23 protein-coding genes and 4 tRNA genes are annotated in these 24,300 nt (G+C 70.0%); 20 read left to right on the forward strand and 7 right to left on the reverse strand.

What is annotated here, in order from left to right:
* Window positions 1-168: 168 nt before the first annotated feature.
* Complete coding sequence (locus ACNKF0_RS10510) at window positions 169-426, forward strand: hypothetical protein (protein ID WP_416958164.1); 258 nt, start codon at window positions 169-171, stop codon at window positions 424-426.
* A 49-nt stretch (window positions 427-475) separates the two neighbouring features.
* Here ACNKF0_RS10510 and ACNKF0_RS10515 read toward each other — a convergent pair whose 3' ends face one another.
* From ACNKF0_RS10515 to ACNKF0_RS10530, 4 genes are all read right to left on the reverse strand, one after another.
* The gene (locus tag ACNKF0_RS10515; RefSeq protein WP_416958166.1) at window positions 476-1,297 is read right to left on the reverse strand and encodes a hypothetical protein; all 822 of its coding nucleotides are present in this window, start codon (window positions 1,295-1,297) and stop codon (window positions 476-478) included.
* Window positions 1,298-1,516: 219 nt separating this feature from the next.
* A tRNA-Val gene (locus ACNKF0_RS10520) sits at window positions 1,517-1,591 on the reverse strand.
* Window positions 1,592-1,626: 35 nt separating this feature from the next.
* Window positions 1,627-1,697, reverse strand: a tRNA-Cys gene (locus tag ACNKF0_RS10525).
* 35 nt (window positions 1,698-1,732) lie between these two features.
* A tRNA-Gly gene (locus ACNKF0_RS10530) sits at window positions 1,733-1,805 on the reverse strand.
* A gap of 137 nt (window positions 1,806-1,942) precedes the next feature.
* Here ACNKF0_RS10530 and ACNKF0_RS10535 point away from each other — a divergent pair.
* From ACNKF0_RS10535 to pyk, 12 genes are all read left to right on the forward strand, one after another.
* Complete coding sequence (locus ACNKF0_RS10535; RefSeq protein ID WP_416958168.1) at window positions 1,943-2,770, forward strand: aminotransferase class IV; 828 nt, start codon at window positions 1,943-1,945, stop codon at window positions 2,768-2,770.
* Entirely contained in the window at window positions 2,767-3,129 is a 363-nt protein-coding gene (gene hisI, locus ACNKF0_RS10540; protein WP_416958170.1) for a phosphoribosyl-AMP cyclohydrolase, read from the forward strand. The genes ACNKF0_RS10535 and hisI overlap by 4 nt, the downstream gene beginning before the upstream one ends.
* Window positions 3,122-3,754, forward strand: coding sequence for a Trp biosynthesis-associated membrane protein (locus tag ACNKF0_RS10545; RefSeq protein WP_416958172.1), 633 nt, complete (start codon window positions 3,122-3,124; stop codon window positions 3,752-3,754). The genes hisI and ACNKF0_RS10545 overlap by 8 nt, the downstream gene beginning before the upstream one ends.
* Before the next feature lie 52 nt (window positions 3,755-3,806).
* A complete protein-coding gene (locus ACNKF0_RS10550) occupies window positions 3,807-4,007 on the forward strand; it encodes an HGxxPAAW family protein (RefSeq protein ID WP_416958174.1) in 201 nt (66 codons plus the stop codon).
* Window positions 4,008-4,087: 80 nt separating this feature from the next.
* Window positions 4,088-4,885: an indole-3-glycerol phosphate synthase TrpC gene (trpC, locus tag ACNKF0_RS10555; protein ID WP_416958176.1), complete on the forward strand. Its 798-nt coding sequence runs from the start codon at window positions 4,088-4,090 to the stop codon at window positions 4,883-4,885.
* 89 nt (window positions 4,886-4,974) lie between these two features.
* Window positions 4,975-6,201, forward strand: a complete 1,227-nt coding sequence (trpB, locus tag ACNKF0_RS10560; RefSeq protein WP_416958478.1) for a tryptophan synthase subunit beta — start codon at window positions 4,975-4,977, stop codon at window positions 6,199-6,201.
* Window positions 6,198-7,001 carry a tryptophan synthase subunit alpha gene (gene trpA, locus ACNKF0_RS10565; protein WP_416958178.1) on the forward strand — a complete coding sequence of 268 codons (804 nt, stop codon included), beginning with the start codon at window positions 6,198-6,200 and terminating at the stop codon, window positions 6,999-7,001. The genes trpB and trpA overlap by 4 nt, the downstream gene beginning before the upstream one ends.
* A 10-nt stretch (window positions 7,002-7,011) precedes the next feature.
* Window positions 7,012-7,587, forward strand: coding sequence for an SCO family protein (locus ACNKF0_RS10570; protein WP_416958180.1), 576 nt, complete (start codon window positions 7,012-7,014; stop codon window positions 7,585-7,587).
* A gap of 8 nt (window positions 7,588-7,595) precedes the next feature.
* Window positions 7,596-8,564: a prolipoprotein diacylglyceryl transferase gene (gene lgt / locus ACNKF0_RS10575; protein ID WP_416958182.1), complete on the forward strand. Its 969-nt coding sequence runs from the start codon at window positions 7,596-7,598 to the stop codon at window positions 8,562-8,564.
* Between the two features lie 147 nt (window positions 8,565-8,711).
* Window positions 8,712-13,253, forward strand: a complete 4,542-nt coding sequence (gltB, locus tag ACNKF0_RS10580; protein WP_416958185.1) for a glutamate synthase large subunit — start codon at window positions 8,712-8,714, stop codon at window positions 13,251-13,253.
* 71 nt (window positions 13,254-13,324) lie between these two features.
* Window positions 13,325-14,809, forward strand: a complete 1,485-nt coding sequence (locus ACNKF0_RS10585; protein ID WP_416958187.1) for a glutamate synthase subunit beta — start codon at window positions 13,325-13,327, stop codon at window positions 14,807-14,809.
* A gap of 114 nt (window positions 14,810-14,923) precedes the next feature.
* Window positions 14,924-16,372, forward strand: coding sequence for a pyruvate kinase (gene pyk, locus ACNKF0_RS10590; protein ID WP_416958189.1), 1,449 nt, complete (start codon window positions 14,924-14,926; stop codon window positions 16,370-16,372).
* 1 nt (window position 16,373) lies between these two features.
* Here the strand turns inward: pyk and ACNKF0_RS10595 are convergent, their stop codons facing one another.
* Window positions 16,374-17,153, reverse strand: coding sequence for a transcriptional regulator (locus ACNKF0_RS10595; RefSeq protein ID WP_416958191.1), 780 nt, complete (start codon window positions 17,151-17,153; stop codon window positions 16,374-16,376).
* A 38-nt stretch (window positions 17,154-17,191) separates the two neighbouring features.
* A tRNA-Leu gene (locus tag ACNKF0_RS10600) sits at window positions 17,192-17,274 on the reverse strand.
* A 118-nt stretch (window positions 17,275-17,392) separates the two neighbouring features.
* Here ACNKF0_RS10600 and ACNKF0_RS10605 point away from each other — a divergent pair.
* The 7 genes from ACNKF0_RS10605 to ACNKF0_RS10635 all read left to right on the forward strand — a co-directional run bounded on the left by ACNKF0_RS10605 (window position 17,393) and on the right by ACNKF0_RS10635 (window position 23,824).
* Window positions 17,393-17,959: an ANTAR domain-containing response regulator gene (locus ACNKF0_RS10605; RefSeq protein WP_416958480.1), complete on the forward strand. Its 567-nt coding sequence runs from the start codon at window positions 17,393-17,395 to the stop codon at window positions 17,957-17,959.
* Window positions 17,960-18,157: 198 nt separating this feature from the next.
* Window positions 18,158-19,306 (forward strand): branched-chain amino acid ABC transporter substrate-binding protein, encoded by a 1,149-nt coding sequence (locus ACNKF0_RS10610; protein ID WP_416958193.1) that lies wholly within the window; start codon window positions 18,158-18,160, stop codon window positions 19,304-19,306.
* 102 nt (window positions 19,307-19,408) lie between these two features.
* Complete coding sequence (locus tag ACNKF0_RS10615) at window positions 19,409-20,380, forward strand: branched-chain amino acid ABC transporter permease (RefSeq protein WP_416958195.1); 972 nt, start codon at window positions 19,409-19,411, stop codon at window positions 20,378-20,380.
* Window positions 20,377-21,516, forward strand: coding sequence for a branched-chain amino acid ABC transporter permease (locus ACNKF0_RS10620; protein WP_416958197.1), 1,140 nt, complete (start codon window positions 20,377-20,379; stop codon window positions 21,514-21,516). The genes ACNKF0_RS10615 and ACNKF0_RS10620 overlap by 4 nt, the downstream gene beginning before the upstream one ends.
* Complete coding sequence (locus ACNKF0_RS10625) at window positions 21,509-22,462, forward strand: ABC transporter ATP-binding protein (protein ID WP_416958199.1); 954 nt, start codon at window positions 21,509-21,511, stop codon at window positions 22,460-22,462. The genes ACNKF0_RS10620 and ACNKF0_RS10625 overlap by 8 nt, the downstream gene beginning before the upstream one ends.
* Window positions 22,452-23,162, forward strand: coding sequence for an ABC transporter ATP-binding protein (locus ACNKF0_RS10630; protein ID WP_416958201.1), 711 nt, complete (start codon window positions 22,452-22,454; stop codon window positions 23,160-23,162). Before ACNKF0_RS10625 ends, ACNKF0_RS10630 begins: the two co-directional genes overlap by 11 nt.
* Before the next feature lie 92 nt (window positions 23,163-23,254).
* Complete coding sequence (locus ACNKF0_RS10635) at window positions 23,255-23,824, forward strand: GNAT family N-acetyltransferase (protein ID WP_416958203.1); 570 nt, start codon at window positions 23,255-23,257, stop codon at window positions 23,822-23,824.
* 22 nt (window positions 23,825-23,846) lie between these two features.
* Here the strand turns inward: ACNKF0_RS10635 and ACNKF0_RS10640 are convergent, their stop codons facing one another.
* Window positions 23,847-24,287, reverse strand: a complete 441-nt coding sequence (locus ACNKF0_RS10640) for a hotdog fold thioesterase (protein WP_416958205.1) — start codon at window positions 24,285-24,287, stop codon at window positions 23,847-23,849.
* Window positions 24,288-24,300 lie beyond the last annotated feature (13 nt).

Here is a 24,300-nt window from a genome sequence, read left to right on the forward strand (position 1 = left end):
GGTCCACGCGCATCAGCGGTCTCGATCTTGGCGGTACCTGCGGTCGTAGATCCAAGCGCCAACCGCCTCGAGCGGCCACGCCAAGACGCTGAGGATCGCTACCCAGACGAGGACTTCAAACCAAGTCACAGCCCAGATCATGGTGCAGATCCGCGTACGGTGCCCGTCATGACGCAGCAGTGGATCGGGATCGGTGTTGGCCACGGGAGCAGTAAGGCCGAGCGAGCGTTGACGACTGCGGGGTTCAAGTGCAGTCGGCAGTCGCTCCTCGGGCCCGCCGAACTCAAGGTGTTGGTCCGCGAGGACACCACGGACAGGACGCAGGTCGAGGAGATTCTGCGGCGCGAGAACGGCAAGGACGCCTGGATCAGTCCCGTGTCGGGTACACCGACCCACTCGTTCTCCGGGTATCGCGAGGGGCTCTAGGCAATCAAGGTGCTTTTGCGGTTCTCGCCGATGCCGCCCGGCAGAGCCCTCAACCGAACAACGCCCGCCGGCGCTGCGTGTGCAGCCGCAGCACGGCTGCGATGAGCTCCATCCCCGTCAGCACCGGGAACAGTGCCCGAGCGAGGTTGCTAGTGACCCGGACGTCGAGGACTCCTGGCGCCACGCCTGGGAGGCGCTCCTGTTCGAGCGCGCCGAGAAAAGCCCATGGCCGGCCGTGCGCGAACCCTGATCCCAGCTGCCACGACACCATCGCCGCACGGGCCCCGGCGTGCTTCTGTGCGTACTCGACGGGCTCACTCGGCCTGTAGCCCCGCCGCAGCCATTGGGCGTCGCTCTCCCCGGCCGCTTCGGCCAGCGCGACCAGTCTCCCCACGGGGTCTCCCTGCTGCTCCACGACGGCGCCCAGGGCATGCTGGAAGCGGTCACGATCCCTGGCGTTCTGCGCATACCACTGCATGGCGTGCAGCACCCGCTCTCGACGTGAGGCCGGGTGGAGGATCCAGAAGGCCGTCGCCGCGTTCTCGACGAGCCCGCGCGCCAGCGATCCAGGGGCCGCGGTGTGCAGCTCTTGGTGGGTCACGACAAGGCTCCTGACCGCCTGGGCGTGGTCGATGGCGGCCATCAGGCACTGGGTCACAGCGTGGGACACCTGGTAGGGCGCTGACAGCCGGTCGTCACCCGCTAACGGGCTGCCGGCGGACGGGACCCACTGGCCGCGGGCGTCGACCATCCCGCCCAGGTCGTCGACGATCCGACCGACCTCCTGCCACTTCGCCCATGCCTGCTCCTCCGACGCCACACGCTCTCGGCCCCGCTCCCCGTCCCCCTCCTCATAGCGCGGAAGGTACATGTGAGCCCTCGCGGCCTGGCAGGATTCTCCCCAAGACGCGCGGGCTGGTACCTATAGCCGATCGCGCTTCTCGGCCGCTCGAGCAACACGCTCATAGAGGCTTCCGCCGGACGTCCGCATCGCTCCGTCACGTGCGGAGGCATCGCAGGTGCATCGCACGCTTGGAAATGCGAACCGCCCCCGACCTAGCGTTTCTGCAGGTCAGAGGCGGTTTCGAGATGGTGGGCGATACTGGGTTTGAACCAGTGACCTCTTCCGTGTCAAGGAAGCGCGCTACCGCTGCGCCAATCGCCCATGTCTTGAGTTGTGTAGGTGTCGATCTCTGGCGGAGGTGGGTACGGGATTTGAACCCGTGTAGACGGATTTGCAGTCCGTTGCCTCGCCTCTCGGCCAACCCACCGTGGAGGTTCCGAAATGAACGGGGGAGACCTTCCGAGCGGACAACGAGACTCGAACTCGCGACCTCAACCTTGGCAAGGTTGCGCTCTACCAACTGAGCTATGTCCGCCTGCATCCTGCGCCGTTTCACCGGCCCTGAGTGCGAGTGGAACAGTAGTACATGCCCGACGAGGCACCAAAATCGCCCCCCTCCTCCGTGTGTCCCACGCGTCCCAGCAGGCTCGCCCCGACCCCTAGAGTGACGCCATGCGCGCGTGGATCGACGGTGACCTGTTGGCCGACCCGACCCAGGGGGCGATCGCGGTCACCGACCACGGGTTCACCGTCGGGGACGGCGTCTTCGAGGCGGTCAAGACGCTGGACGGCGTGCCGTTCGCGCTGACCCGGCACCTCGCCCGGTTGGAGCGGAGCGCAGCGGGTCTGGGGCTGCCCGCCCCCGACCTCGACGACGTACGCCGCGGGGTCGCGGCCGTGCTCGACGGCGCGCAGGACGACCCGATCGGCCGGCTCCGCATCACCTGGACCGCCGGGCCGCACCCCATGGGGTCCGGACGTGGTGGGGGACCGGCGACGCTGGTCGTCGCCTACAGCGCGATCGACCACGCGCCCGCCGAGACCACCGTCGTGACGGTCCCGTGGACCCGCAACGAGAACGGCGCGACCGCGGGGCTCAAGACGACGTCGTACGCCGAGAACGTCATCGCGCTGGCGCACGCCCACCGGCACGGTGGGACCGAGGCGGTCTTCGCCAACACCGCGGGCAACCTGTGCGAGGGCACGGGGTCCAACGTGTTCTACGTCGTGGACGGCGAGCTGCGCACCCCGAGCCTGGCGTCGGGCTGCCTGGCCGGCATCACCCGCGGGCTGGTGCTGGAGTGGTGCGGTGCGCGGGAGGTCGACGAACCTCTGGCCGAGGTGCGCGCGAACGCGAGCGAGGCCTTCCTCGTCTCCACGACCCGCGACGTCCAGGCCATCACCCGCTGGGACGACCGCGACCTCCCCGCGCCCGGCCCGGTCACGAAGCAGTGCGCGGCGACGTGGGCCGCCCGCGAGGCTGAGACCATGGAGCCATGACGAGCCCCGACCCCGCCCTCGACCCGGCGATCTCCGCGCGCCTGCGCCACACCGCCGAGGGTCTCGTCCCCGTGGTCGTGCAGCAGCAGGGCTCCGGCGAGGTGCTGATGCTCGCCTGGGTCGACGACGAGGCGCTGCGCCGCACCATCGACACCGGGCGAGCGACTTACTGGTCGCGCTCACGGCGCGAGTACTGGGTCAAGGGCGACACCTCGGGCCACGTCCAGTGGGTCAAGGAGGTCCGCCTCGACTGCGACGGCGACACGCTCCTCTTCGTCGTCGACCAGGTGGGCGCCGCCTGCCACACCGGTGACCACACTTGCTTCGACGCCGACCTGGTGCACCGGGTCGATGACTGAGCCGGGGGAGTCCCGCCCGGCGACGCGGCGCACCTTCGGCCCCGTCGTCCTCCTCGGTGTCGGGTCCGCCGCCCTGGCCGCGTGGGCCGCGAGCAAGCCCTGGGTCTCGGGCACCGGTGCCGACTCGTCCGCTGAGGCGTCTGTCTCCGTCGCCACGACCGCCGCCGGTGAGATCGCCTCCTCGCCGCTCGGTACGGCTCTCGCGTTCGTCGTGCTGGCCTGCTGGGGTGTCCTGCTCGTCACGCGCGGCCGGTTCCGGAGGGCGATCGCCGCACTGTCGGTGCTGGCCGCCCTCGGCTACGCAGCGACCGTCGCATGGGCGCCGTTCAGCCTGCCGGACCACCTCGTCGAGCAGGTTCGCCGCCGGACGGGGATGACGCTCGACGACACCTCGCTCACCGGCTGGTACTGGCTCGCGTGCGTGGCGGCGCTCCTCGTGCTCGCCTCGACGGTGCTGGCACTCCGCCTGGTCCGGACCTGGCCGGAGATGGGGACGAGGTACGACGCTCCCACGGGAGGCCGAGCCGCCGGTGACGCCGACGCGGCGCAGGCGCCGAGCGACCGGCCCACCGACAACATCGACATCTGGAAGGCCCTCGACGACGGCCGCGACCCGACCGCCTAGACTTCGTGCGCACCTGCTCGACCCCGCACCGACCGACGAAGGAGCACCCACGATGGCTGCTGGCCACGGCAACACCCCCGCTGCATGGACTGCTGTGGGGATCGCGATGCTCGGCTTCGTCGTGGGCAGCGTCGCGCTGCTGCAGGTCCCGACCCAGATGACCCTGCTCTGGATCGGCATCATCATCGCGGTGATCGCGTTCCCGCTGTTCCTGGTGCTGTCCAAGCTCGGCTTCAACTCCTCCGACCACTGAGGGTCACGCCGGTCACAGTCCGGGTCCGTCCACTGGGCACCGGCCCCGGTCGGGCTGGGCCCGGGTGAGAGGCTGAGGCCATGCCAGCGACCGGTTCCGTGCTCGACGACATCGTCGCGGGCGCACGCGACGACCTCGCCCGCCGCGAGGCCGCGCTCCCGCTCGGCGAGCTGCGCGCCCGCCTCGCCGACGCCCCGACCCCGCGTGACCCGATGCCGCACTTCCGTGCTGCCGGGGCCAGCGTGATCGCGGAGGTCAAGCGCCGCAGCCCGAGCAAGGGCGCCCTCGCCGACATCCCCGACCCGGCCTCGCTCGCGCAGGCCTACGCCCGCGGCGGTGCCGCGGCCATCTCGGTGCTGACCGAGGAGCGCCGCTTCGGCGGCAGCCTGGCCGACCTGCGCACCGTGCGGGCCGCGGTCGAGACCCCGATCCTGCGCAAGGACTTCATCGTCGAGCAGTACCAGCTCGTGGAGGCCCGCGCCGCCGGTGCCGATCTCGCGCTGCTGATCGTCGCCGCGCTCGACGACGACAGCCTGCGCCGCCTCCACGACGAGGCCACCGCGCTGGGGCTCACTGTCCTGGTCGAGGTGCACGACGAGGCCGAGGCCGAGCGGGCGCTGGCGCTCGGGGCGGGGCTGATCGGCGTCAACAGCCGCAACCTCAAGACCCTCGAGGTCGATCCCGACGTGTTCGGACGCCTCGCCCCCCAGATCCAGGGCGACGTGGTCCTCGTCGCCGAGAGCGGCATCACCGGCGTCGCCGACGTCGAGCGCTTCGTCTCCGAGGGAGCAGGCGTCGTGCTGGTCGGCGAGGCACTGGTCAAGGACGGCGACCCCGAGGCCGCCGTACGAGCGATGACAGGAGTGACGGCACCGTGAGCGTGCAGCCGAGCACCACCGGCAGGGGCACCAGCAGGTACGACGCCGACGAGCGCGGATACTTCGGCCAGACGTGGGGCGGGCGCTTCATGCCCGAGGCCCTCGTCGCCGCGCTGGACGAGCTGACCGAGGCCTGGCAGGAGGCGATGGCCGACGCGGCCTTCGTCGCCGACTTCGAGCGCGTGCTGCGCGACTACGCCGGCACGCCGAGCCGGCTCTACCACGCCGAGCGGCTCTCCGAGCTCGTCGGTGCGCGCGTGCTGCTCAAGCGCGAGGACCTCAACCACACCGGCGCCCACAAGATCCGCAACGTTCTCGGCCAGGCGCTGCTGACCAAGCGGATGGGCAAGACCCGCGTGATCGCCGAGACCGGTGCCGGCCAGCACGGCGTCGCCAGCGCCACCGCCGCCGCATGGTTCGACCTCGACTGCACCGTCTACATGGGTGCGGTCGACACCCGCCGCCAGGCGCTCAACGTCGCCCGCATGCAGCTGCTCGGCGCCAAGGTCGTCCCGGTCGAGTCCGGCAGCGCGACGCTCAAGGACGCGATCAACGAGGCGCTGCGCGACTGGGTCGCCAGCGTCGACCACACCGCCTACCTCTTCGGCACTGCGGCCGGGCCGCACCCGTTCCCGAGCATGGTCCGCGACTTCTGCCGCGGCATCGGCGACGAGGCCCGCGAGCAGTGCCTCGAGCAGTACGGCGTCCTGCCGGACGCGGTCGCGGCGTGCGTCGGTGGGGGCTCCAACGCGATCGGCCTGTTCACCGCGTTCCTCGAGGACGAGGGCGTCGAGATCCACGGCTTCGAGCCCGGGGGAGACGGCGTCGAGACCGGGCGCCACGCGGCGACCATCCACGCCGGCGAGGCCGGCGTGCTCCACGGCGCCCGCACCTACGTGCTCCAGGACGACGACGGCCAGACGGTCGAGTCCCACTCGATCTCCGCCGGGCTCGACTACCCCGGCGTCGGCCCGCAGCACTCCTGGCTGGCCGCGACCGGGCGGGCGACGTACACGCCGGTCACCGACGCCCAGGCCATGGACGCGATGGCCCTGCTGAGCCGCACCGAGGGGATCATCCCCGCCATCGAGTCCGCCCACGCGATCGCGGGCGCGCTCGACGTCGCCACCCGGCTCGGCCAGGAGAAGGGCCCCGACGCGACGGTGATCATCAACCTCAGCGGTCGCGGCGACAAGGACATGGGCACGGCCATCGAGTGGTTCGGCCTGGGCGACGCCGACCTCGGCCCCGACGCCGACCTCGAGCAGGTCGAGGCCGACGCGGCGACCGAGCTCGACACGGAGGCCCAGCAGTGACCTCCACCAGCACCGCCTTCGCGACCGCGAGGGCCGAGGGCCGCGCTGCGCTCATCGGCTATCTCCCCGCCGGCTACCCGTCCGTGGACGGCTCGATCGAGGCCATGAAGGTGATGGTCGAGGCCGGCTGCGACGCCATCGAGATCGGCCTGCCCTACAGCGACCCGGTGATGGACGGCCCCACCATCCAGGCCGCCGCCCAGGCGGCGCTCGACGGCGGTGTCCGCACCTCCGACGTGATGCGCGTGGTCGCGGAGGTCGCCGCGACGGGCGTGCCGACGCTGGTCATGACCTACTGGAACCCCGTCGAGCGCTACGGCGTCGAGCGCTTCGCCGCCGACCTCGCCGCGGCCGGCGGCGCCGGGCTCATCACGCCCGACATCACCCCCGACCACGGCTCGGCGTGGATCGCGGCGGCCGACGAGCACGGCCTCGACAAGGTGTTCCTCGTCGCGCCCAGCTCGACCGACGACCGCATCGCGATGACCGCGCACGAGAGCCGCGGCTTCGTCTACGCCGCCGCCGTCATGGGCGTCACCGGTGCGCGCGACGCCACCTCCGACCTCGCCGGACCCCTGGTCGACCGGGTGCGGTCCGCGGGCGACGTCCCGGTCGCGGTCGGCATCGGGGTCAGCAACGGCGACCAGGCCGCCGAGGTCGCCGGCTTCGCCGACGGCGTCATCGTGGGCTCCGCCTTCGTGCGCTGCCTGCTCGACCACGAGGGCGACCTGCCCGCCGGTCTCGACGCCCTGCGGAGCCTGACCACCGACCTCGCCGAGGGCGTACGACGTGCGCGCTAGGGCGCTCGCCGTGGTCCCCCTGCTCGCGCTGCTGGCGGCCTGCGGCGGTGGAGCTCAGTCCGCCGAGCTGACCGGCACGGTCCTCGACCCGCCGTTCGAGGTCTCCGGCACCCCGCTGGTGGACACCGACGGTGAGGCCTTCAGCCTGGTCGACGACACGGACAAGGACCTGACCCTGGTCTTCTTCGGCTACACCAACTGCCCCGACATCTGCGGCCAGGTGATGGCCACCCTCGCCGGCACGCTGACGCGGTTCGACGAGGAGCAGAAGGAGCGGCTCGACGTCGTGTTCGTGACGACCGACCCCGCGCGCGACGACGAGGCGGTGACGGAGGACTACGTCAGCGCGTTCGACCCGAGCATCATCGGCCTGACCGGCGACCTCGACGACATCGTCGAGGTGGGCGAGAGCCTCGCGGTCGGGATCGACAAGGGGGACAAGCTCCCCAGCGGCGGCTACGACGTCACGCACGGCACCCGCGTCTACGCGGTCGACGCCGACGACGAGTCGCCGATGATGTGGGACCACGACGTCTCCCAGGCCCAGCTGGCCGGTGACGTGCTGACGCTGCTCGACGAAGGATGATGCTCTCCATGCTGACCGTCCCGACCATGCTGGCCTCGCCGCTGGTCACCCTGATGTCCATCCCGAGTCCCGCCGACGGCGTGTGGAACCTCGGCCCCGTGCCGATCCGCGGCTACGCGCTCAGCATCATCCTCGGCATCGTGCTCGCGATCTGGATCGGCGAGCGGCGCTGGGTCGCGCGTGGCGGCACGGCCGGCGAGGTCAGCGACCTGGCCCTGTGGGCCGTGCCCTTCGGGCTGATCGGCGGCCGGCTCTACCACGTCATCACCGACTGGGAGCTCTACTTCGGCGAGGGCCGCAACCCCGTCACCGCGCTCTACATCTGGCGCGGCGGCCTCGGCGTGTGGGGGGCGATCGCCCTCGGTGCGTTCGGGGTGTGGCTCGGGGCCCGGTCGAAGGGCATCAAGCTGCTGCCGCTGCTCGACGCGCTCGCTCCCGGCGTGCTCGTCGCGCAGGCCGTCGGACGATGGGGCAACTGGTTCAACCAGGAGCTCTACGGCCGTCCCACCGACCTGCCGTGGGGCCTGGAGATCGACGTCGCCCACCGGCCTTCGCAGTACCTCGACCAGGCGACGTACCACCCGGCGTTCCTCTACGAGTGCCTGTGGAACCTGGCGGCGTTCGCCGTCATCATCTGGGCCGACCGCCGCTTCCGCCTCGGCCACGGGCGGGTCGTCGCGCTCTACGTCATGCTCTACACGCTCGGCCGCGGCTGGATCGAGAACCTCCGCATCGACGACGTGCAGATGGACGACGTGCTGGGGCTGCGGCTCAACGTGTGGACCTCGATCGTGCTGTTCGTGCTGGCCGCGGTGTGGTTCGTGTGGTCGGCCCGGCGACATCCCGGTCGTGAAGAGGTGGTCCGCACCCGGGAGCCCGAGGTCGAGGACGACATCGAGCCCGAGGTCGAGGACGCCGAGGACTCCGACGACGCCGAGGACTCCGAGGACGGACGTCGCGCCGGTCCCACGGCCTGACACGGCGCGCGCCGGCGGCTCGCGCCGGTGATAGGTTCCGTGGTGCTCGGGCCAACGTCGTCCCCAGCGTTGACTTCCACCCCCTCGCCCGTCCCGGACCCGCAATCGGTCCGTGACGCGCGGAGACGACGACGGGAGAATGCCTCCATGCACGCATTCCCGCCGAGCCAGGGTCTCTACGACCCTCGCCACGAGAAGGACGCCTGCGGCGTCGCCATGGTGGCGACGCTCACCGGTGAGGCCAGCCACGACATCGTGGCCAAGGCGCTCACCGCCCTGCGCAACCTCGACCACCGCGGTGCCGCGGGCGCCGAGGTGAACTCCGGTGACGGTGCCGGGATCCTGATGCAGGTCCCCGACGCCTTCCTGCGCGAGGTGGTCGACTTCGACCTGCCTCCGGCGCGCGCGTACGCCGTGGGCACCGCGTTCCTGCCCGGTGACGCCGAGGCGGTGGCCAAGACCCGCCGGCGCATCGAGGAGCTCGCCGAGGAGGAGGACCTCACGGTCCTCGGGTGGCGTGAGCTGCCCGTCGACGACACGACGCTGGGCGCCACCGCGCGCAGCGTCATGCCGAGCTTCGCGCAGGTCTTCGTCGCCGGTCGCGGCGCGCGGGTGAGCGGGATGGCGCTGGAGCGTCGCGCGTTCTGCCTGCGCAAGCGCGCCGAGTCCGAGACGGACGTCTACTTCCCCTCGCTCTCCTCGCGCACGCTGGCCTACAAGGGCATGCTCACCACCGACCAGCTCGACCAGGTCTTCCCCGACCTGACCGACGAGCGGGTCGCCTCCGCGATGGCGGTCGTGCACTCCCGCTTCTCCACCAACACGTTCCCGAGCTGGCCGCTGGCCCACCCGTTCCGGTTCATCGCGCACAACGGCGAGATCAACACCGTGATGGGCAACCGCAACTGGATGCGCGCCCGCGAGGCGCTGCTCGAGAGCGACCTGATCCCGGGCGACCTCGAGCGGCTCTTCCCGATCTGCACGCCCGGTGCCTCGGACTCCGCGTCGTTCGACGAGGTCCTCGAGCTGCTGCACCTCGCCGGCCGCTCGTTGCCCCACTCCGTGCTGATGATGATCCCGGAGGCCTGGGAGAACCACCGCGAGATGGACGCCAAGCGCCGCGCGTTCTACGAGTTCCACTCCATGCTGATGGAGCCCTGGGACGGACCTGCCTGCGTGGTGTTCACCGACGGCACCCAGATCGGTGCGGTCCTCGACCGCAACGGCCTGCGCCCCTCGCGCTACTGGGTCACCGACGACGGCCTCGTCGTCCTCGCCTCCGAGGTCGGCGTGCTCGACCTCGACCCCGCCACCGTCGTCCGCAAGGGCCGGCTGCAGCCGGGTCGGATGTTCCTCGTCGACACCGAGGAGCACCGGATCATCGAGGACGAGGAGATCAAGAGCCAGCTCGCCGCGGAGCAGCCCTACGACGAGTGGCTGCACGCCGGTCTCGTCCACCTCGACGACATCGACGACCTCGAGCACATCGTCCACACCCACGCCTCGGTGACCCGCCGCCAGCAGATCTTCGGCTACACCGAGGAGGAGCTGCGGATCCTGCTCAGCCCGATGGCCAACACCGGTGGCGAGGCGCTCGGCTCGATGGGCACCGACACCCCGATCGCGGCGCTGAGCGACAAGCCGCGGATGCTGTTCGACTACTTCTCCCAGCTGTTCGCGCAGGTGACCAACCCGCCGCTCGACGCGATCCGCGAGGAGCTGGTCACCTCGCTGAGCGGCTCGATCGGCCCCGAGGCCAACCTCCTCGAGCCGACCCCGGCGTCGTGCCGGCAGATCGTGCTGCCGTTCCCGGTCTTCTCCAACGACGACCTGGCCAAGATCCGCCACATCAACCGCAACGGCGACATGCCGGGCTTCCAGGTCCACGTGGTGCGCGGGCTCTACGACGTCGAGGGCGGGGGAGCGGCGCTCGAGGCACGCCTCGACGAGCTGTGCGCCGAGGTGTCGGCGGCGATCGCCGCCGGGGCCCGCATCATCGTGCTCTCCGACCGGCACTCGACCGCAGAGCTGGCCCCGATCCCGTCGCTGCTGCTCACCGGCGCGGTCCACCACCACCTCGTCCGGGAGAAGACCCGCACGCAGGTCGGCCTGCTGGTCGAGGCCGGCGACGTCCGCGAAGTCCACCACGTGGCCCTCCTGGTCGGCTACGGCGCGGCGGCGGTCAACCCCTACCTCGCGATGGAGTCGGTCGAGGACCTCGCCCGCGAGGCCTACTACGTGAAGGTGGACGCCGACAAGGCCGTCGCCAACCTGATCAAGGCGCTCGGCAAGGGCGTGCTCAAGGTGATGTCCAAGATGGGCGTCTCGACGGTCGCGTCCTACACCGGCGCGAAGATCTTCGAGTCCGTGGGGCTCTCGCAGGCCGTCATCGACCGCTACTTCACCGGCACGACCTCCAAGCTCGGCGGCATCGAGCTCGACACGATCGCCGAGGAGGTGGCGCGCCGTCACGCGACGGCGTACCCCCGCAAGGGCATCGCCCCCGCGCACCGCGAGCTGACGATCGGCGGGGAGTACCAGTGGCGTCGTGAGGGCGAGCCGCACCTGTTCGACCCCGAGACGGTCTTCCGTCTCCAGCACGCCACCCGCACCGGCAGCTACGACATCTTCAAGCAGTACACCGACCGGGTGAACCACCAGTCGGAGCGCCTGATGACGCTGCGCGGGCTGTTCACCTTCAAGGACGGCGTGCGCGAGCCCGTCGACATCGACGAGGTCGAGCCTGTGTCGGAGATCGTCAGGCGCTTCTCCACCGGTGCGATGTCCTACGGCTCGATCAGCCAGGAGGCGCACGAGACGCTGGCGATCGCGATGAACCGGCTGGGCGGCAAGTCCAACACCGGTGAGGGCGGCGAGGACCCCGACCGGCTCTACGACCCCGAGCGGCGCTCGGCGATCAAGCAGGTCGCCTCGGGTCGCTTCGGTGTCACCTCTGAGTACCTCACCAACGCCGACGACATCCAGATCAAGATGGCGCAGGGCGCCAAGCCCGGCGAGGGCGGCCAGCTGCCCGGCCACAAGGTCTACCCGTGGGTGGCCAAGACCCGGCACTCCACGCCGGGCGTCGGCCTGATCAGCCCGCCGCCGCACCACGACATCTACTCCATCGAGGACCTGGCGCAGCTGATCCACGACCTCAAGAACGCCAACCCGGCGGCGCGCATCCACGTGAAGCTCGTCTCGGAGGTCGGCATCGGCACCGTCGCGGCGGGTGTGTCGAAGGCGCACGCGGACGTCGTCCTGGTCTCCGGGCACGACGGCGGCACCGGCGCGTCACCGCTGACCTCGCTCAAGCACGCCGGTGGTCCGTGGGAGCTCGGTCTGGCCGAGACCCAGCAGACCCTGCTTCTCAACGGCCTGCGTGACCGGATCGTGGTGCAGGCCGACGGCCAGCTCAAGACCGGCCGCGACGTCGTCATCGCCGCGCTGCTCGGGGCGGAGGAGTACGGCTTCGCCACTGCGCCGCTCGTGGTCAGCGGCTGCATCATGATGCGGGTCTGCCACCTCGACACGTGCCCGGTCGGCGTTGCCACCCAGAACCCGGTGCTGCGCGAGCGCTACAGCGGCAAGGCCGAGTACGTCGTCAACTTCTTCGAGTTCATCGCCCAGGAGGTCCGCGAACTGCTGGCCGAGCTCGGCTTCCGCAGCCTCGACGAGGCGATCGGGCAGGTCGGCACGCTCGACGTGGCCCAGGCGGTCGACCACTGGAAGGCCTCCGGGCTCGACCTCCGGCCGATCCTCCACCAGGCCTCGGCCCACGGCGAGTTCGGCCAGTTCGAGCACCAGGACCTGCGCAACACCAAGGTCCAGGACCACGGTCTCGCCAAGGCGCTCGACAACGAGCTCATCGCCATCGCCGCCCCGGCGCTGGAGAGCGGCGAGCCGGTGCGCGCCCAGGTCGCCATCCGCAACGTCAACCGCACCGTCGGGACGATGCTCGGGCACGAGGTGACCAAGCGCTACCGCGGCGACGGCCTGCCCGACGGCACGATCGACATCACCCTGACCGGCTCGGCCGGCCAGTCGTTCGGCGCGTTCCTGCCGCGCGGGGTGACCCTGCGGCTCGAGGGCGATGCGAACGACTACGTCGGCAAGGGCCTCTCCGGTGGCCGGATCGTCGTCCGCCCCGACCGGGGTGCGACGTTCGAGGCCGCCGAGCAGATCATCGGCGGCAACACCATCGGCTACGGCGCCACGTCGGGCCAGGTCTTCCTGAGCGGTCGCGTCGGCGAGCGCTTCTGCGTCCGCAACTCCGGCGCCACCGCCGTGGTCGAGGGCGTCGGCGACCACGGGTGCGAGTACATGACCGGCGGTGTCGTGGTCGTCCTCGGAGCCACGGGACGCAACTTCGCCGCCGGGATGTCCGGTGGCTACGCCTTCGTGCTCGACCTCGACGAGCAGCGGGTCAACCCCGAGCTGGTCGAGCTGGCACCCGTCACCGGCAAGGCCGCCGACGAGCTCAGGTCCTTGGTCGAGCAGCACGCCGAGGAGACCGGCTCCGCCGTCGCCACCGCGCTGCTCGCCGACTGGGACACCTCCCTGGCCCGCTTCACCGAGGTGATGCCGAGCGACTTCAAGCGCGTGCTCGAGGCGCGCGAGGAGGCACTCGAGGACGGGCTCAGCGAGGACGAGGCCGCCGCCCGGATCATGGAGGTCCTCCATGGCTGACCAGATGGCTGACCAGGCACCGTGCGCCGAACCGACGTACGACTCCCGACCCGCGAAGAAGGTGAACCAGCATGGCTGACCCCAAGGGCTTCCTGAAGCACGGCCGCGAGGTCGCCTCCCGCCGTGACGTCGCCGAGCGCGTCCAGGACTGGAACGAGGTCTACCCCGACGGCATCGGCCGCGCGCTGCTGCCGATCATCAACACCCAGGCCGGGCGCTGCATGGACTGCGGCATCCCGTTCTGCCACCAGGGCTGCCCGCTGGGCAACATCATCCCGGAGTGGAACGACCTGGTCTGGCGTGACGACTGGGACGGCGCGATGGACCGGCTCCACGCGACCAACAACTTCCCGGAGTTCACCGGCCGCCTGTGCCCCGCACCCTGCGAGACCGCCTGCGTGCTCGGCATCAACCAGGACCCGGTGACGATCAAGAACGTCGAGGTCTCGATCATCGACCGCGCCTGGGGCTCGGGCTACGTCCGCCCCCAGCCGCCCGAGTGGCTCTCCGGCAAGACCGTGGCCGTCATCGGCTCCGGCCCCGCCGGGCTCGCCGCCGCCCAGCAGCTGACCCGGGCCGGGCACACCGTCGCGGTCTACGAGCGCGCCGACAAGATCGGCGGCCTGCTGCGCTACGGCATCCCCGAGTTCAAGATGGAGAAGAAGCACCTCGACCGGCGTCTCGACCAGATGCGCCGCGAGGGCACCGTCTTCCGCGCCGGCGTCGACGTCGGTGGCGACCTCACCGGGGACAAGCTGCTCGACCGCTACGACGCCGTGGTGCTGGCCATGGGTGCGACGGCTGCCCGCGACCTCCCGGTCCCCGGGCGCGATCTCGCCGGGATCCACCAGGCCATGGAGTTCCTCCCGCAGGCCAACCGCGTCGCCCTCGGCGAGGCCCCGACGTCCGACGGCTCGGACCAGATCGTGGCCACGGACAAGGACGTCGTCATCATCGGCGGCGGCGACACCGGGGCCGACTGCCTCGGTACGTCGATCCGGCAGGGTGCGCGCTCCATCACGCAGCTGGAGATCATGCCGCAGCCCGGTGAGGACCGGCCCGCGGGCCAGCCGTGGCCGACGTACCCCATGACGTTCCGGGTCTCCTCCGCACACGAAGAGGGCGGCGACCGGGTGTACGCCGTGTCGACGCAGGAGTTCGTCGGCGACGACGACGGCCGGGTCGCCTCGCTCCGGCTGGTCGAGGTCGACGCGACGTTCCAGCCCGTCGAGGGCACCGAGCGCGACATCCCGGCCCAGCTGGTGCTGCTCGCGATGGGCTTCACCGGTCCCGAGCGCGCCCGCCCCGAGGGCCCCGGCCTCATCGACCAGCTCGGGGTGGACCTCGACGAGCGCGGCAACGTGCGGCGCGACGCGTCGTACGCCGCCTCCGTGCCCGGCGTCTACGTCGCCGGCGACGTGGGCCGCGGGCAGTCGCTGATCGTGTGGGCGATCGCCGAGGGACGCAGCGCGGCCGCGTCCGTCGACGCGTACCTCACCGGATCGACCACGCTGCCGTCCCCGATCAAGCCGCACGAGCGCCCGCTCGTCGTCTGATCCGCCTCTGAGCGGTGCGTGGGGCGGGTTCTCGTCGCGAGAAACCTGCCTCACGCACCGACACAGGTGGGACGGGACCTTTTTAACGATCCAATCTCCGATAAGGTGACGGACGTGCGTAGAGCAAAGATCGTCTGCACCCTGGGCCCCGCGGTGAACACCCCCGAGGGGATCCGATCCCTGGTCGAGGCCGGCATGGACGTCGCGCGGCTCAACATGAGCCACGGCGCGTATGCCGACCACGAGGCCGTCTACCGGCTGGTCCGCCAGGCCTCCGACGAGAGCGGTCACGCGATCGGGATCTTCGCCGACCTCCAAGGTCCGAAGATCCGGCTCGAGACCTTCGCCGACGGGCCGGTGAAGCTCAAGAAGGGTGCGACGTTCACGATCACCACGCGTGACGTCGCGGGCACCGCGGAGATCTGCGGCACGACCTACAAGGGACTGCCGGGCGACGTGAAGGAGGGTGACCCTCTCCTCATCGACGACGGCAAGGTCCGCCTCCGGGCGACGTCGGTCACCGACACCGACGTGGTCACCGAGGTCGTCGTGCCGGGCAAGGTCTCCAACAACAAGGGCATCAACCTGCCCGGCGTCGCGGTGTCGGTCCCCGCCCTGTCCGAGAAGGACACCGAGGACCTGCGGTGGGCGCTCAAGCTGGGCGTCGACTTCATCGCCCTGAGCTTCGTGCGCCACGGCGGCGACGCCGAGGACGTACGCGCCGTGATGCGCGAGGAGAACATCACCGTCCCCGTGATCGCCAAGATCGAGAAGCCGCAGGCCCTCGACAACATCGACGAGATCGTCGACGCCTTCGACGGCATCATGGTCGCGCGCGGCGACCTCGGAGTGGAGTGCCCGCTGGAGGACGTGCCGATCCACCAGAAGCGGATCATCGACAAGGCCCGTCGCTACGCCAAGCCCGTCATCGTCGCCACCCAGATGCTGGAGTCCATGATCACCTCGCCCGCGCCGACCCGCGCCGAGGCGAGCGACGTGGCCAACGCAGTCCTCGACGGCGCTGACGCGGTGATGTTGTCGGGCGAGACGAGCGTGGGGGAGTACCCGATCGTCGCCGTCGAGACGATGGCCCGCATCGTCCAGTCCACCGAGGTGCACGGCCTCGGCCACATGGCGGAGGTGGAGTGGCAGCCGCACACCCGCGGCGGCATCGTCGCCAAGGCGGCCGCCGAGGTCGCCGAGCGTGTCGAGGCCAAGTACGTCGTCGCCTTCACCACGAGCGGCGACTCGGCCAAGCGACTGTCCCGCTACCGCGGCCCGATCCCCGTCCTCGCCTTCACGCCGAAGGCCCGCACCCGCTCGCAGCTCGCGCTGACGTGGGGGGTCGAGACCTTCCAGGCCGGCGAGGTGGAGCACACCGACGAGATGGTGCGCCAGGTCGACGAGGCGCTCCTCGCCATCGGACGCGTCAAGGAGGGCGACCTCGTCGTCATCATCGCCGGCAGCCCGCCCGGCATCCCGGGCTCGACCAACGCCATGCGCATCCACCGCATGGGCGACGCCATCAACGAGGTGACCCCGGCGTACCGCCGTACCCGCTGACTCAGCACTTCGGCCCGATGAGGGCATCGAGTCGCGCGACCGCCTCCTTTCTCGAGACGGACACCGTCCACGGCCCGGACCGCCTCCACGCGACGTCTGCGAGGTCGAGGGCCCAGCAGCAGAGGCCGATGATGTCGTCCGAACGGTTGGTGAACTGCCAGCGCGGGTAGTCATAGCGGCGTTTTTCGCCTCGGACCATGCGGGTGGCCCAGTTGTTGACGCGTGCTCCGTCGGAGTGAAAGAGGCCACGCAGGAACGCGTCGGGGAACGCGGTCACGACCTCGGTCTGCCACGGCTCGAGGTCGATCGGACGTTCGTGCTTCCGCCCCGCACCGTGCTGGGGAAACAGGCATGGCCAGTGCTTCCACGACACCGTCGTGACGACCGCACCCGGGACCTGTCGAGTGTGGGGCTTTCCTCCGGGCTTGACGGAGTCCATCAGCCGCAGCAGACCGGCGTTGAGCTCGACGTACCGGGCGTCGTTGTAGACGTGCAGGTTCCAGACGTCGCGACGACCGCGGGAGATGTACCCGTCACCGAGGTACCAGCCGAGCAGCTCGGCGTAGTGCTCGTCCGCGAGGTCGGCTCCGTCGCACCGGGGGCAAGGAGGAGCGAGGTGTCCCTGGCCACGCGGCAGCCCGCGGCGCTGGTAGAGCCTGCGCCACCGGCGGATCGTCTTGACGGACACGCCGTGCAGCGCCGCGTTGTCCGCGTCACGCATCTTGCGGTCTGAACAATCGAGAGCGGAGTCGACGACGGACTGCGGGCGGACATGCGGCACGGAGCCAAGCCTGCCGGGATCCACCGACACCGATCGCGTGCCGGGTGTGGGAGTCGAACCCACACGCCCTTGCGGGCAGTGGTGTTTGAGACCACCGCGTCTGCCATTCCGCCAACCCGGCTGGGTGGGCACACCGTAGCGGAACTAGCCTTGCGGTCGTGACCCAGCCCGTGGACAGCAGCACCCCCGGAGACGGCGTACGCCGTGTCGTGATCGCCGAGGACGAGGCACTCATCCGCATGGATCTCGCCGAGATGCTGGGCGAGGAGGGGTACGACGTCGTGGGCCAGGCCGGCGACGGGCAGCGGGCGATCGAGCTGGCGCGCGAGCTGCGGCCCGACCTGGTGATCCTCGACGTCAAGATGCCGGTGCTCGACGGCATCGCGGCGGCCGAGACGATCGCGGGGGAGCGCATCGCACCGGTCGTCATCCTCACCGCGTTCTCCCAGCGCGACCTGGTGGCGCGGGCGCGCGACGCCGGCGCGATGGCGTACCTGGTCAAGCCGTTCCAGCGCGGCGACCTGGTGCCGGCCATCGAGATGGCGGTGAGCCGCTACTCCGAGATCACCGTCCTCGAGCGTGAGGTCTCCGACCTCCAGGAGTCGCTGGCGACGCGCAAGTCGGTGGACCGCGCCAAGAGCGTGCTGCAGGACAAGCTCGGGCTCAGCGAGCCCGATGCGTTCCGCTGGATCCAGAAGACCGCGATGGACCTCCGGCTGTCGATGAAGCAGGTTGCCGACGGTGTCGTGGAGCACGGCGTGGCCGGGCTCGGCGACGGCGCCGGGGGATCTGCGAACCCCTCCTGACCCACGTCTTCTCAAGGTCTCGTCAAGGCCTGGACGCACTGCGTGTTTCGCGGGTGTTTCCGGTACAGACCGGTTGGTCACGAAACGGCAACGGCACAAGACTCAGACCCTGCAATCGTGTCCTGGGCCACATCCCGAGTGTTAGGTTCCCGCCACGAGGCTGCCGAGGTGGACAGCCCAGAGAACTACGGAGGGTCCATGATCCGCTCATCCAAGACGTGGCAGGTCGCCGCCATGGCGTCTGTTGCCGGTCTGGTGCTCAGCGCATGCGGAACGACCGACACCGATGGTGGCGGCGACGCGTCCGGCGAGGACTGCAACTTCAAGATCGGCGTGATGGGTGCCCTCTCGGGTGCCAACGCCAGCATCGTCCTCCCGTCCGTCGACGGCGCCGAGCTCGCGCTCAACCAGTGGGAGAACGACGAGTGCGAGATCACGCTCGAGAAGTTCGACACCGAGGGCGACCCGGCCAAGGCGACGCCCGTCGCCACCCAGATCGCGGGCGACGACACCTTCATCGGTGTCATCGGCGGCGCGTTCTCGGGTGAGACCCGTGCGACCAAGAGCATCTACGCCGACGCCGGCGTGACCATGGTCAGCCAGTCGGCCACCGCGACCGACCTCACGCAGGAGGACCCGGTGGAGGTCTTCCACCGCCTCGTCCCCTACGACGACTACCAAGGCGCAGCGATCGCCAACTACTTCACCGACGAGCTCGGCGCGAGCAAGGTGTTCGTCGTCGACAACTCCGAGGCCTACGGCGAGCCCCTGGCCGACCGCGTCGAGGAGACCCTCGGTGACGCGATGGTCCAGCGCGACAAGACCGAGGTGGGCCAGACCGACTTCGCGCCCACCATCTCCAAGATGGAGTCCGCAGAGCCCGACGCGATCTTCTACGGTGGCTACATCGCCGAGGCCGCGCCGTTGCTCAAGCAGATCCGGGACGCTGGCATCGAGGCTCCGTTCGTCGGTGGTGACGGCCTCTACGGTGCCGACTTCGGCAACGCCGTCGGCGAGGCCGGCGAGGGTGCTGTCGTGATGTGCCCCTGCGCCCCCATCGAGGAGGACAGCACCTTCGCTGCCGACTACGAGGAGGAGTTCGGGACTGCTCCGGGCGCCTACGCCGCTGAGGGCTTCGACGCGATGAGCGTCTTCCTGGCCGCCCTCGACGACGGTGCTCGCACCCGTGAAGAGGTCGAGGAGTTCGTCGACGGGTACACCGGCGAGGGCCTCAGCAAGGAGATCGCCTTCGACGAGAACGGCGACGTCCCGCAGGAGAACGTCTCGTACTGGGCCTACAAGAACGAGGGCGGCACCCTGGTTCCCGAGGTCGAGGTCACTCCCTGATCCTGACGGATTGATTGACCATGCACGACGGGGGCGGTCGGGTTTGCCTGACCGCCCCCGCTCCATGGCCCGGACCGGGCCACGACCAGGGAGGGCCCTGAGTTGGACTTCGATGCTCTGATCAGCGGGTTGGACCGTCACACACTGGACGGCATCACCCGCGGATCCATCTATGCGCTCGTCGCGCTCGGGTACACGATGGTGTACGGCGTGATGAAGCTGATCAACTTCGCCCACTCCGAGGTGTTCATGGTGGGCACCTGGGCGGTCCTCGGTGTCTACACCGTCATCGGCGCCACTGCCGGGATGGGCACCGGCATGGTCATCGCTGCCACGCTGCTGGCCCTGGTGGGCGCCATGCTGGCCTCGGCGGGCACCGCACTGGCCGTGGAACGCATCGCCTACCGGCCGCTGCGCAAGAAGGGCGCCCCGCCCCTCATCTTCCTGATCACCGGCATCGGCTGCTCGATGGTGCTCGTCGAGCTCTTCGGCCAGGTGTTCCGGGTCTTCTTCGGCCCCCCGTTCGGTCGCGTCACGGTCAACATCCCCTCGGTGCTCGCGACCAAGGAGCTCTTCACCATCCCCGGGCTCGACCTGACCATCACCAACACGCGCGTGATCATCATCGTGGGCGCCGTCGTGATGATGCTCGCGCTCGACACGTTCGTGAACAAGAGCCGCCTCGGTCGCGGCGTCCGCGCAGTCGCGCAGGACCCCGACACGGCCTCGCTCATGGGCGTCAACCAGAACCGCGTGATCATGCTGGTCTTCATCCTCGGTGGCGCCATGGCCGGTGTGGCCGCGCTGCTCTACACGATCCAGTACGACATCACGAAGTTCGACATCGGCTTCATCATCGGCCTGAAGGCCTTCACCGCCGCCGTCCTCGGCGGCATCGGCAACCTACGAGGCGCCCTGGTGGGTGGTCTCCTGCTCGGCATCGCCGAGGTCTACGCCTCGACGATCTGGAGCTCTGAGTGGGCCAACGTGACGGCCTTCGTCGTCCTCGTGGTCGTCTTGATGTTCCGCCCGACCGGACTGCTGGGCGAGTCGCTCGGAAAGGCACGTGCATGAGCCAGATCCTTGACACCGTCCGCGGCCTGGGTGTCCGCGACCGCATCGCCCGTGCTCCCGGCTGGGCACGCAAGATCGGCATGCTGCTGGTGATCGCGTTCGCGTTCTACCTGCCGTTCCTCAACATCCTGCCGTTCGCCTACGTCCGCACCGACCTCACCTCGAGGGGCTCCGACTGGGCCAGCGTGCTGTTCCTCGTCGTCGTCTACATGATCGTGGCCGTCGGGCTCAACGTCGTGATCGGCTTCGCCGGACTGCTCGACCTCGGCTACGTGGGCTTCTACGCCCTGGGGGCCTACTCGATCGCCCTCTTCGGCTCGCCGTCGTCGCCGGTCGTGGAGGCCCTGCAGAGCAGGTTCGGACTCTCCGAGACGTGGGCCGTGCCGTTCGCGATGTGCATCCCGATCGCGATCGCGATGTCCCTCATCGCCGGCGTGATCCTCGGTGCCCCCACGCTGCGCCTGCGAGGCGACTACCTCGCGATCGTCACCCTGGGCTTCGGCGAGATCATCCGCATCACCGCCCGCAACCTGGACAACGTGACCAACGGCGCGACGGGCATCACCAACGTCCCCACCCCGCCCGGTCCGGAGATCGATGGCCGTTCCTTCTTCAACACAGTCGACGCCGAGCGCTGGTACTGGCTGGCGCTGACCATCCTGATCATCATCATCTGGCTCGCCTTCCGCCTCGAGCACAGCCGGGTCGGCCGTGCGTGGCTCGCCATCCGTGAGGACGAGGACGCCGCCGCGGTCATGGGCGTGGCGGCCTTCAAGTTCAAGCTCTGGGCGTTCGCCATCGGCGCCTCGGTCGGTGGTCTCGCCGGCTTGTTGTTCGGCAGCAAGCAGCAGTACGTCGAGCCCAACGCGTTCATGGTCAACCTGTCGTTCCTGTTCGTCGCCATGGTGGTCATCGGTGGTTCGGGCAACATCTACGGCGTGCTGCTCGGAGCCTTCCTGCTCACCTACCTCCCGGAGCGCTTCCGCGAGTTCCAGGAGTGGCGCCCGTTCGCCTTCGGTGTCGCGCTGGTCGTCGTGATGATCCTGCGCCCGCAGGGACTGGTGCCGAGCAGACGACGAGCCCGAGAACTCGAGGACCGCAAGGTCGAGGCCGAGGAGGCTGCTGCCGATGTCTGACCAGACGATGCAGGGCGGGACCGCGAGCATTCCCGGCGCCCAGGTGGCCCCCGACACCTCGGACCACGACGCACTGAGCATCCACGTCGGGCCGCAGGGGGAGACCCTGCTCGAGATCGACCACGTCACGCTGCGCTTCGGCGGTGTGGTGGCGCTCAACGACGTCGACTTCTCGATCAAGCGAGGCGAGATCCTCGGCCTGATCGGTCCCAACGGTGCCGGCAAGACGACGTGCTTCAACGTGATGACGGGGGTCTACACCCCCACCTCCGGTGAGGTGCGCTTCAACGGCAAGGTGATCAGCGGCACCAAGCCGCACAAGATCAACCAGCTCGGCATCGCCCGTACGTTCCAGAACATCCGGCTCTTCCCGGAGATGTCGGCGCTGGAGAACGTGCTGGTGGGCTGCGACGCCCGCCACAAGACCAGCGTGCTGGGCGTGCTGTTCCGTGCCTACCGGGTCCGGCCGAGCGAGGACCAGCTCCCGGACAACGGGGTCAAGCGCGCCTTCGCCAAGGTGTTCGGCATCAGCCGGCACGCCATGGAGGAGCGCGGCGGACGCATCCGGGCCATGGAGCTGCTCAAGTTCGTCGGCATCGCCGACCGGGCGCACGAGCTCTCGCGCAACCTGCCCTACGGCTACCAGCGGCGCCTCGAGATCGCCCGCGCGCTGGCCACGGAGCCGGAGCTGCTGTGCCTCGACGAGCCGGCCGCCGGCTTCAACCCCGCGGAGAAGGAGGACCTCATGGACCTCATCCGCCGCATCCGCGAGCTGGGGCACACGGTCCTGGTCATCGAGCACGACATGAAGCTGGTCCTCGGGGTCACCGACCGGATCATCGTCCTCGAGTTCGGCCAGAAGATCGCCGAGGGCACTCCCGACGAGGTCGCCCGCAACCCGAAGGTCATCGCCGCCTACCTGGGAGAGCCCGACGATGCTGCTTGAGCTGAACGACGCCGTCCTCAACTACGGCAAGATCCAGGCCCTCCACGGCATCAGCGTGGAGGTCGCCGAGGGCGAGGTGGTCTCCCTCATCGGTGCCAACGGCGCCGGCAAGACGTCGACGATGCGCGCGCTCTCCGGCGTACGTGGACTGTCGGCGGGCTCGGTGGTCTTCAACGGCGAGGACGTCACCAAGCTCCGCGCCGACCAGCGCCTGCGCAAGGGACTCGTGCTGTGCCCCGAGGGCCGGGGGATCTTCCCCGGCATGACGGTCACGGAGAACCTCAACATGGGTGCCTACACCCGCAAGGACAAGGCGGCCCTCGACGAGGACTACGACCGCGTCTTCGACCTCTTCCCCCGCCTCCTGGAGCGCAAGAAGCAGGTCGCGGGCACCATGTCCGGCGGCGAGCAGCAGATGCTGGCCATCGGGCGGGCACTCATGTCGCGACCCAAGCTGCTGATGCTCGACGAGCCGTCGATGGGCCTGGCGCCGATGCTGATCCAGCAGATCTTCGACATCATCACCGAGATCTCCCAGCAGGGCACCACGATCCTCGTCGTCGAGCAGAACGCCAAGCAGGCGCTCACCCGCAGCGACCGCGCCTACGTGCTGGAGACCGGGCGGATCGTCAAGACCGGCACGGGCACGGAGCTCCTCGACGATCCCTCGGTGCGTGAGGCCTACCTCGGCGTAGCCTGATCCCGGCAACGGGGATAGGGTCTGTCCCGGCGTGGTGCCGCGAGAGGGCGGCTGGGGGCCACGGTCGGATTGCTCGAGGAAGTGGTGGGTCGATGAGTCGGACGCCGGTGACCGTACGCGTGGCCGAGGCCACGGACGTCCCCTCCCTGCGTGAGCTCTGGAGCGACATCCTGCGCCGGGGTGCGCTCGACGAGCAGCTCGCCGACGTGGCCGGGATCGTGGCCACCGCCGACTCCCGTGACGACCAGTGCGTCGTCGTGGCCGAGGTCGACGGCGAGGTCGCCGGTGCGGTCTACCTCGAGGCGACGACCTTCACCCCCCTCAACCTGGAGCCGGCCGTCCTCGCGGTCTCACCGCACGTCTTCACCCGGTTCCGCCGCAAGGGCGTGGGCAGCGCGCTCATCGAGGCGGCCTGCCGGTTCGCCGAGCAGCACGGCATCGGCCACGTCCAGACGGCCGCGGCCGCCGAGGCGCGTGACGCCAACCGCTTCATGGCGCGCCTGTCGTTCACGCCCCAGGCGACGCTGCGCGCGGCCACCACCAGCGCCGTACGCGCCCGCCTGCCGCAGTCGCGCCAGGTGACCCAGGCGGCGACGAGCCGGCAGCGGATCGACCGGGTGCTGGCCGCCCGCCGGATCCGCCGCGAACGCGTCCCGGGCTGAGACCGACGACGCCGGTCGCCCGTCAGGCCGTCGGGGCGTCCAGCAGCGCGCAGGTGATGCGCGAGGTGCACACGCGCCGGCCCTGGTCGTCGGTGATGACGATGTCGTACGACGTCGAGGACCGGCCGAGGTGGATGGCCGTCGCGACGCCGGTGACGGTGCCCGAGGTGGCCGCGCGGTGGTGGGTGGCGTTGATGTCCACCCCGACGGCGATCTTGGCGGGGTAGGCGTGGATGGCGGACCCGATCGAGCCGAGGGTCTCAGCGAGCACGACCGACGCCCCGCCGTGCAGGAGACCGAAGGGCTGCGTGTTGCCCTCCACCGGCATCGTCGCCACGACCCGCTCGGCAGCCACCTCGACGAGCTGGACGCCCATCTTGTCGTTGAGCCTGCCGTTGCCCTGGGGGAGGAACGCGACCAGCTCCTCGACGCTCATCCCGGCCAGAGTCTGTGGAGTCGTCATGGCGCCCATTCTG

Origin of the sequence: Nocardioides sp. T5 (genome assembly GCF_048161455.1) — a bacterium.
Taxonomy (GTDB): Bacteria; Actinomycetota; Actinomycetes; order Propionibacteriales; family Nocardioidaceae; genus Nocardioides.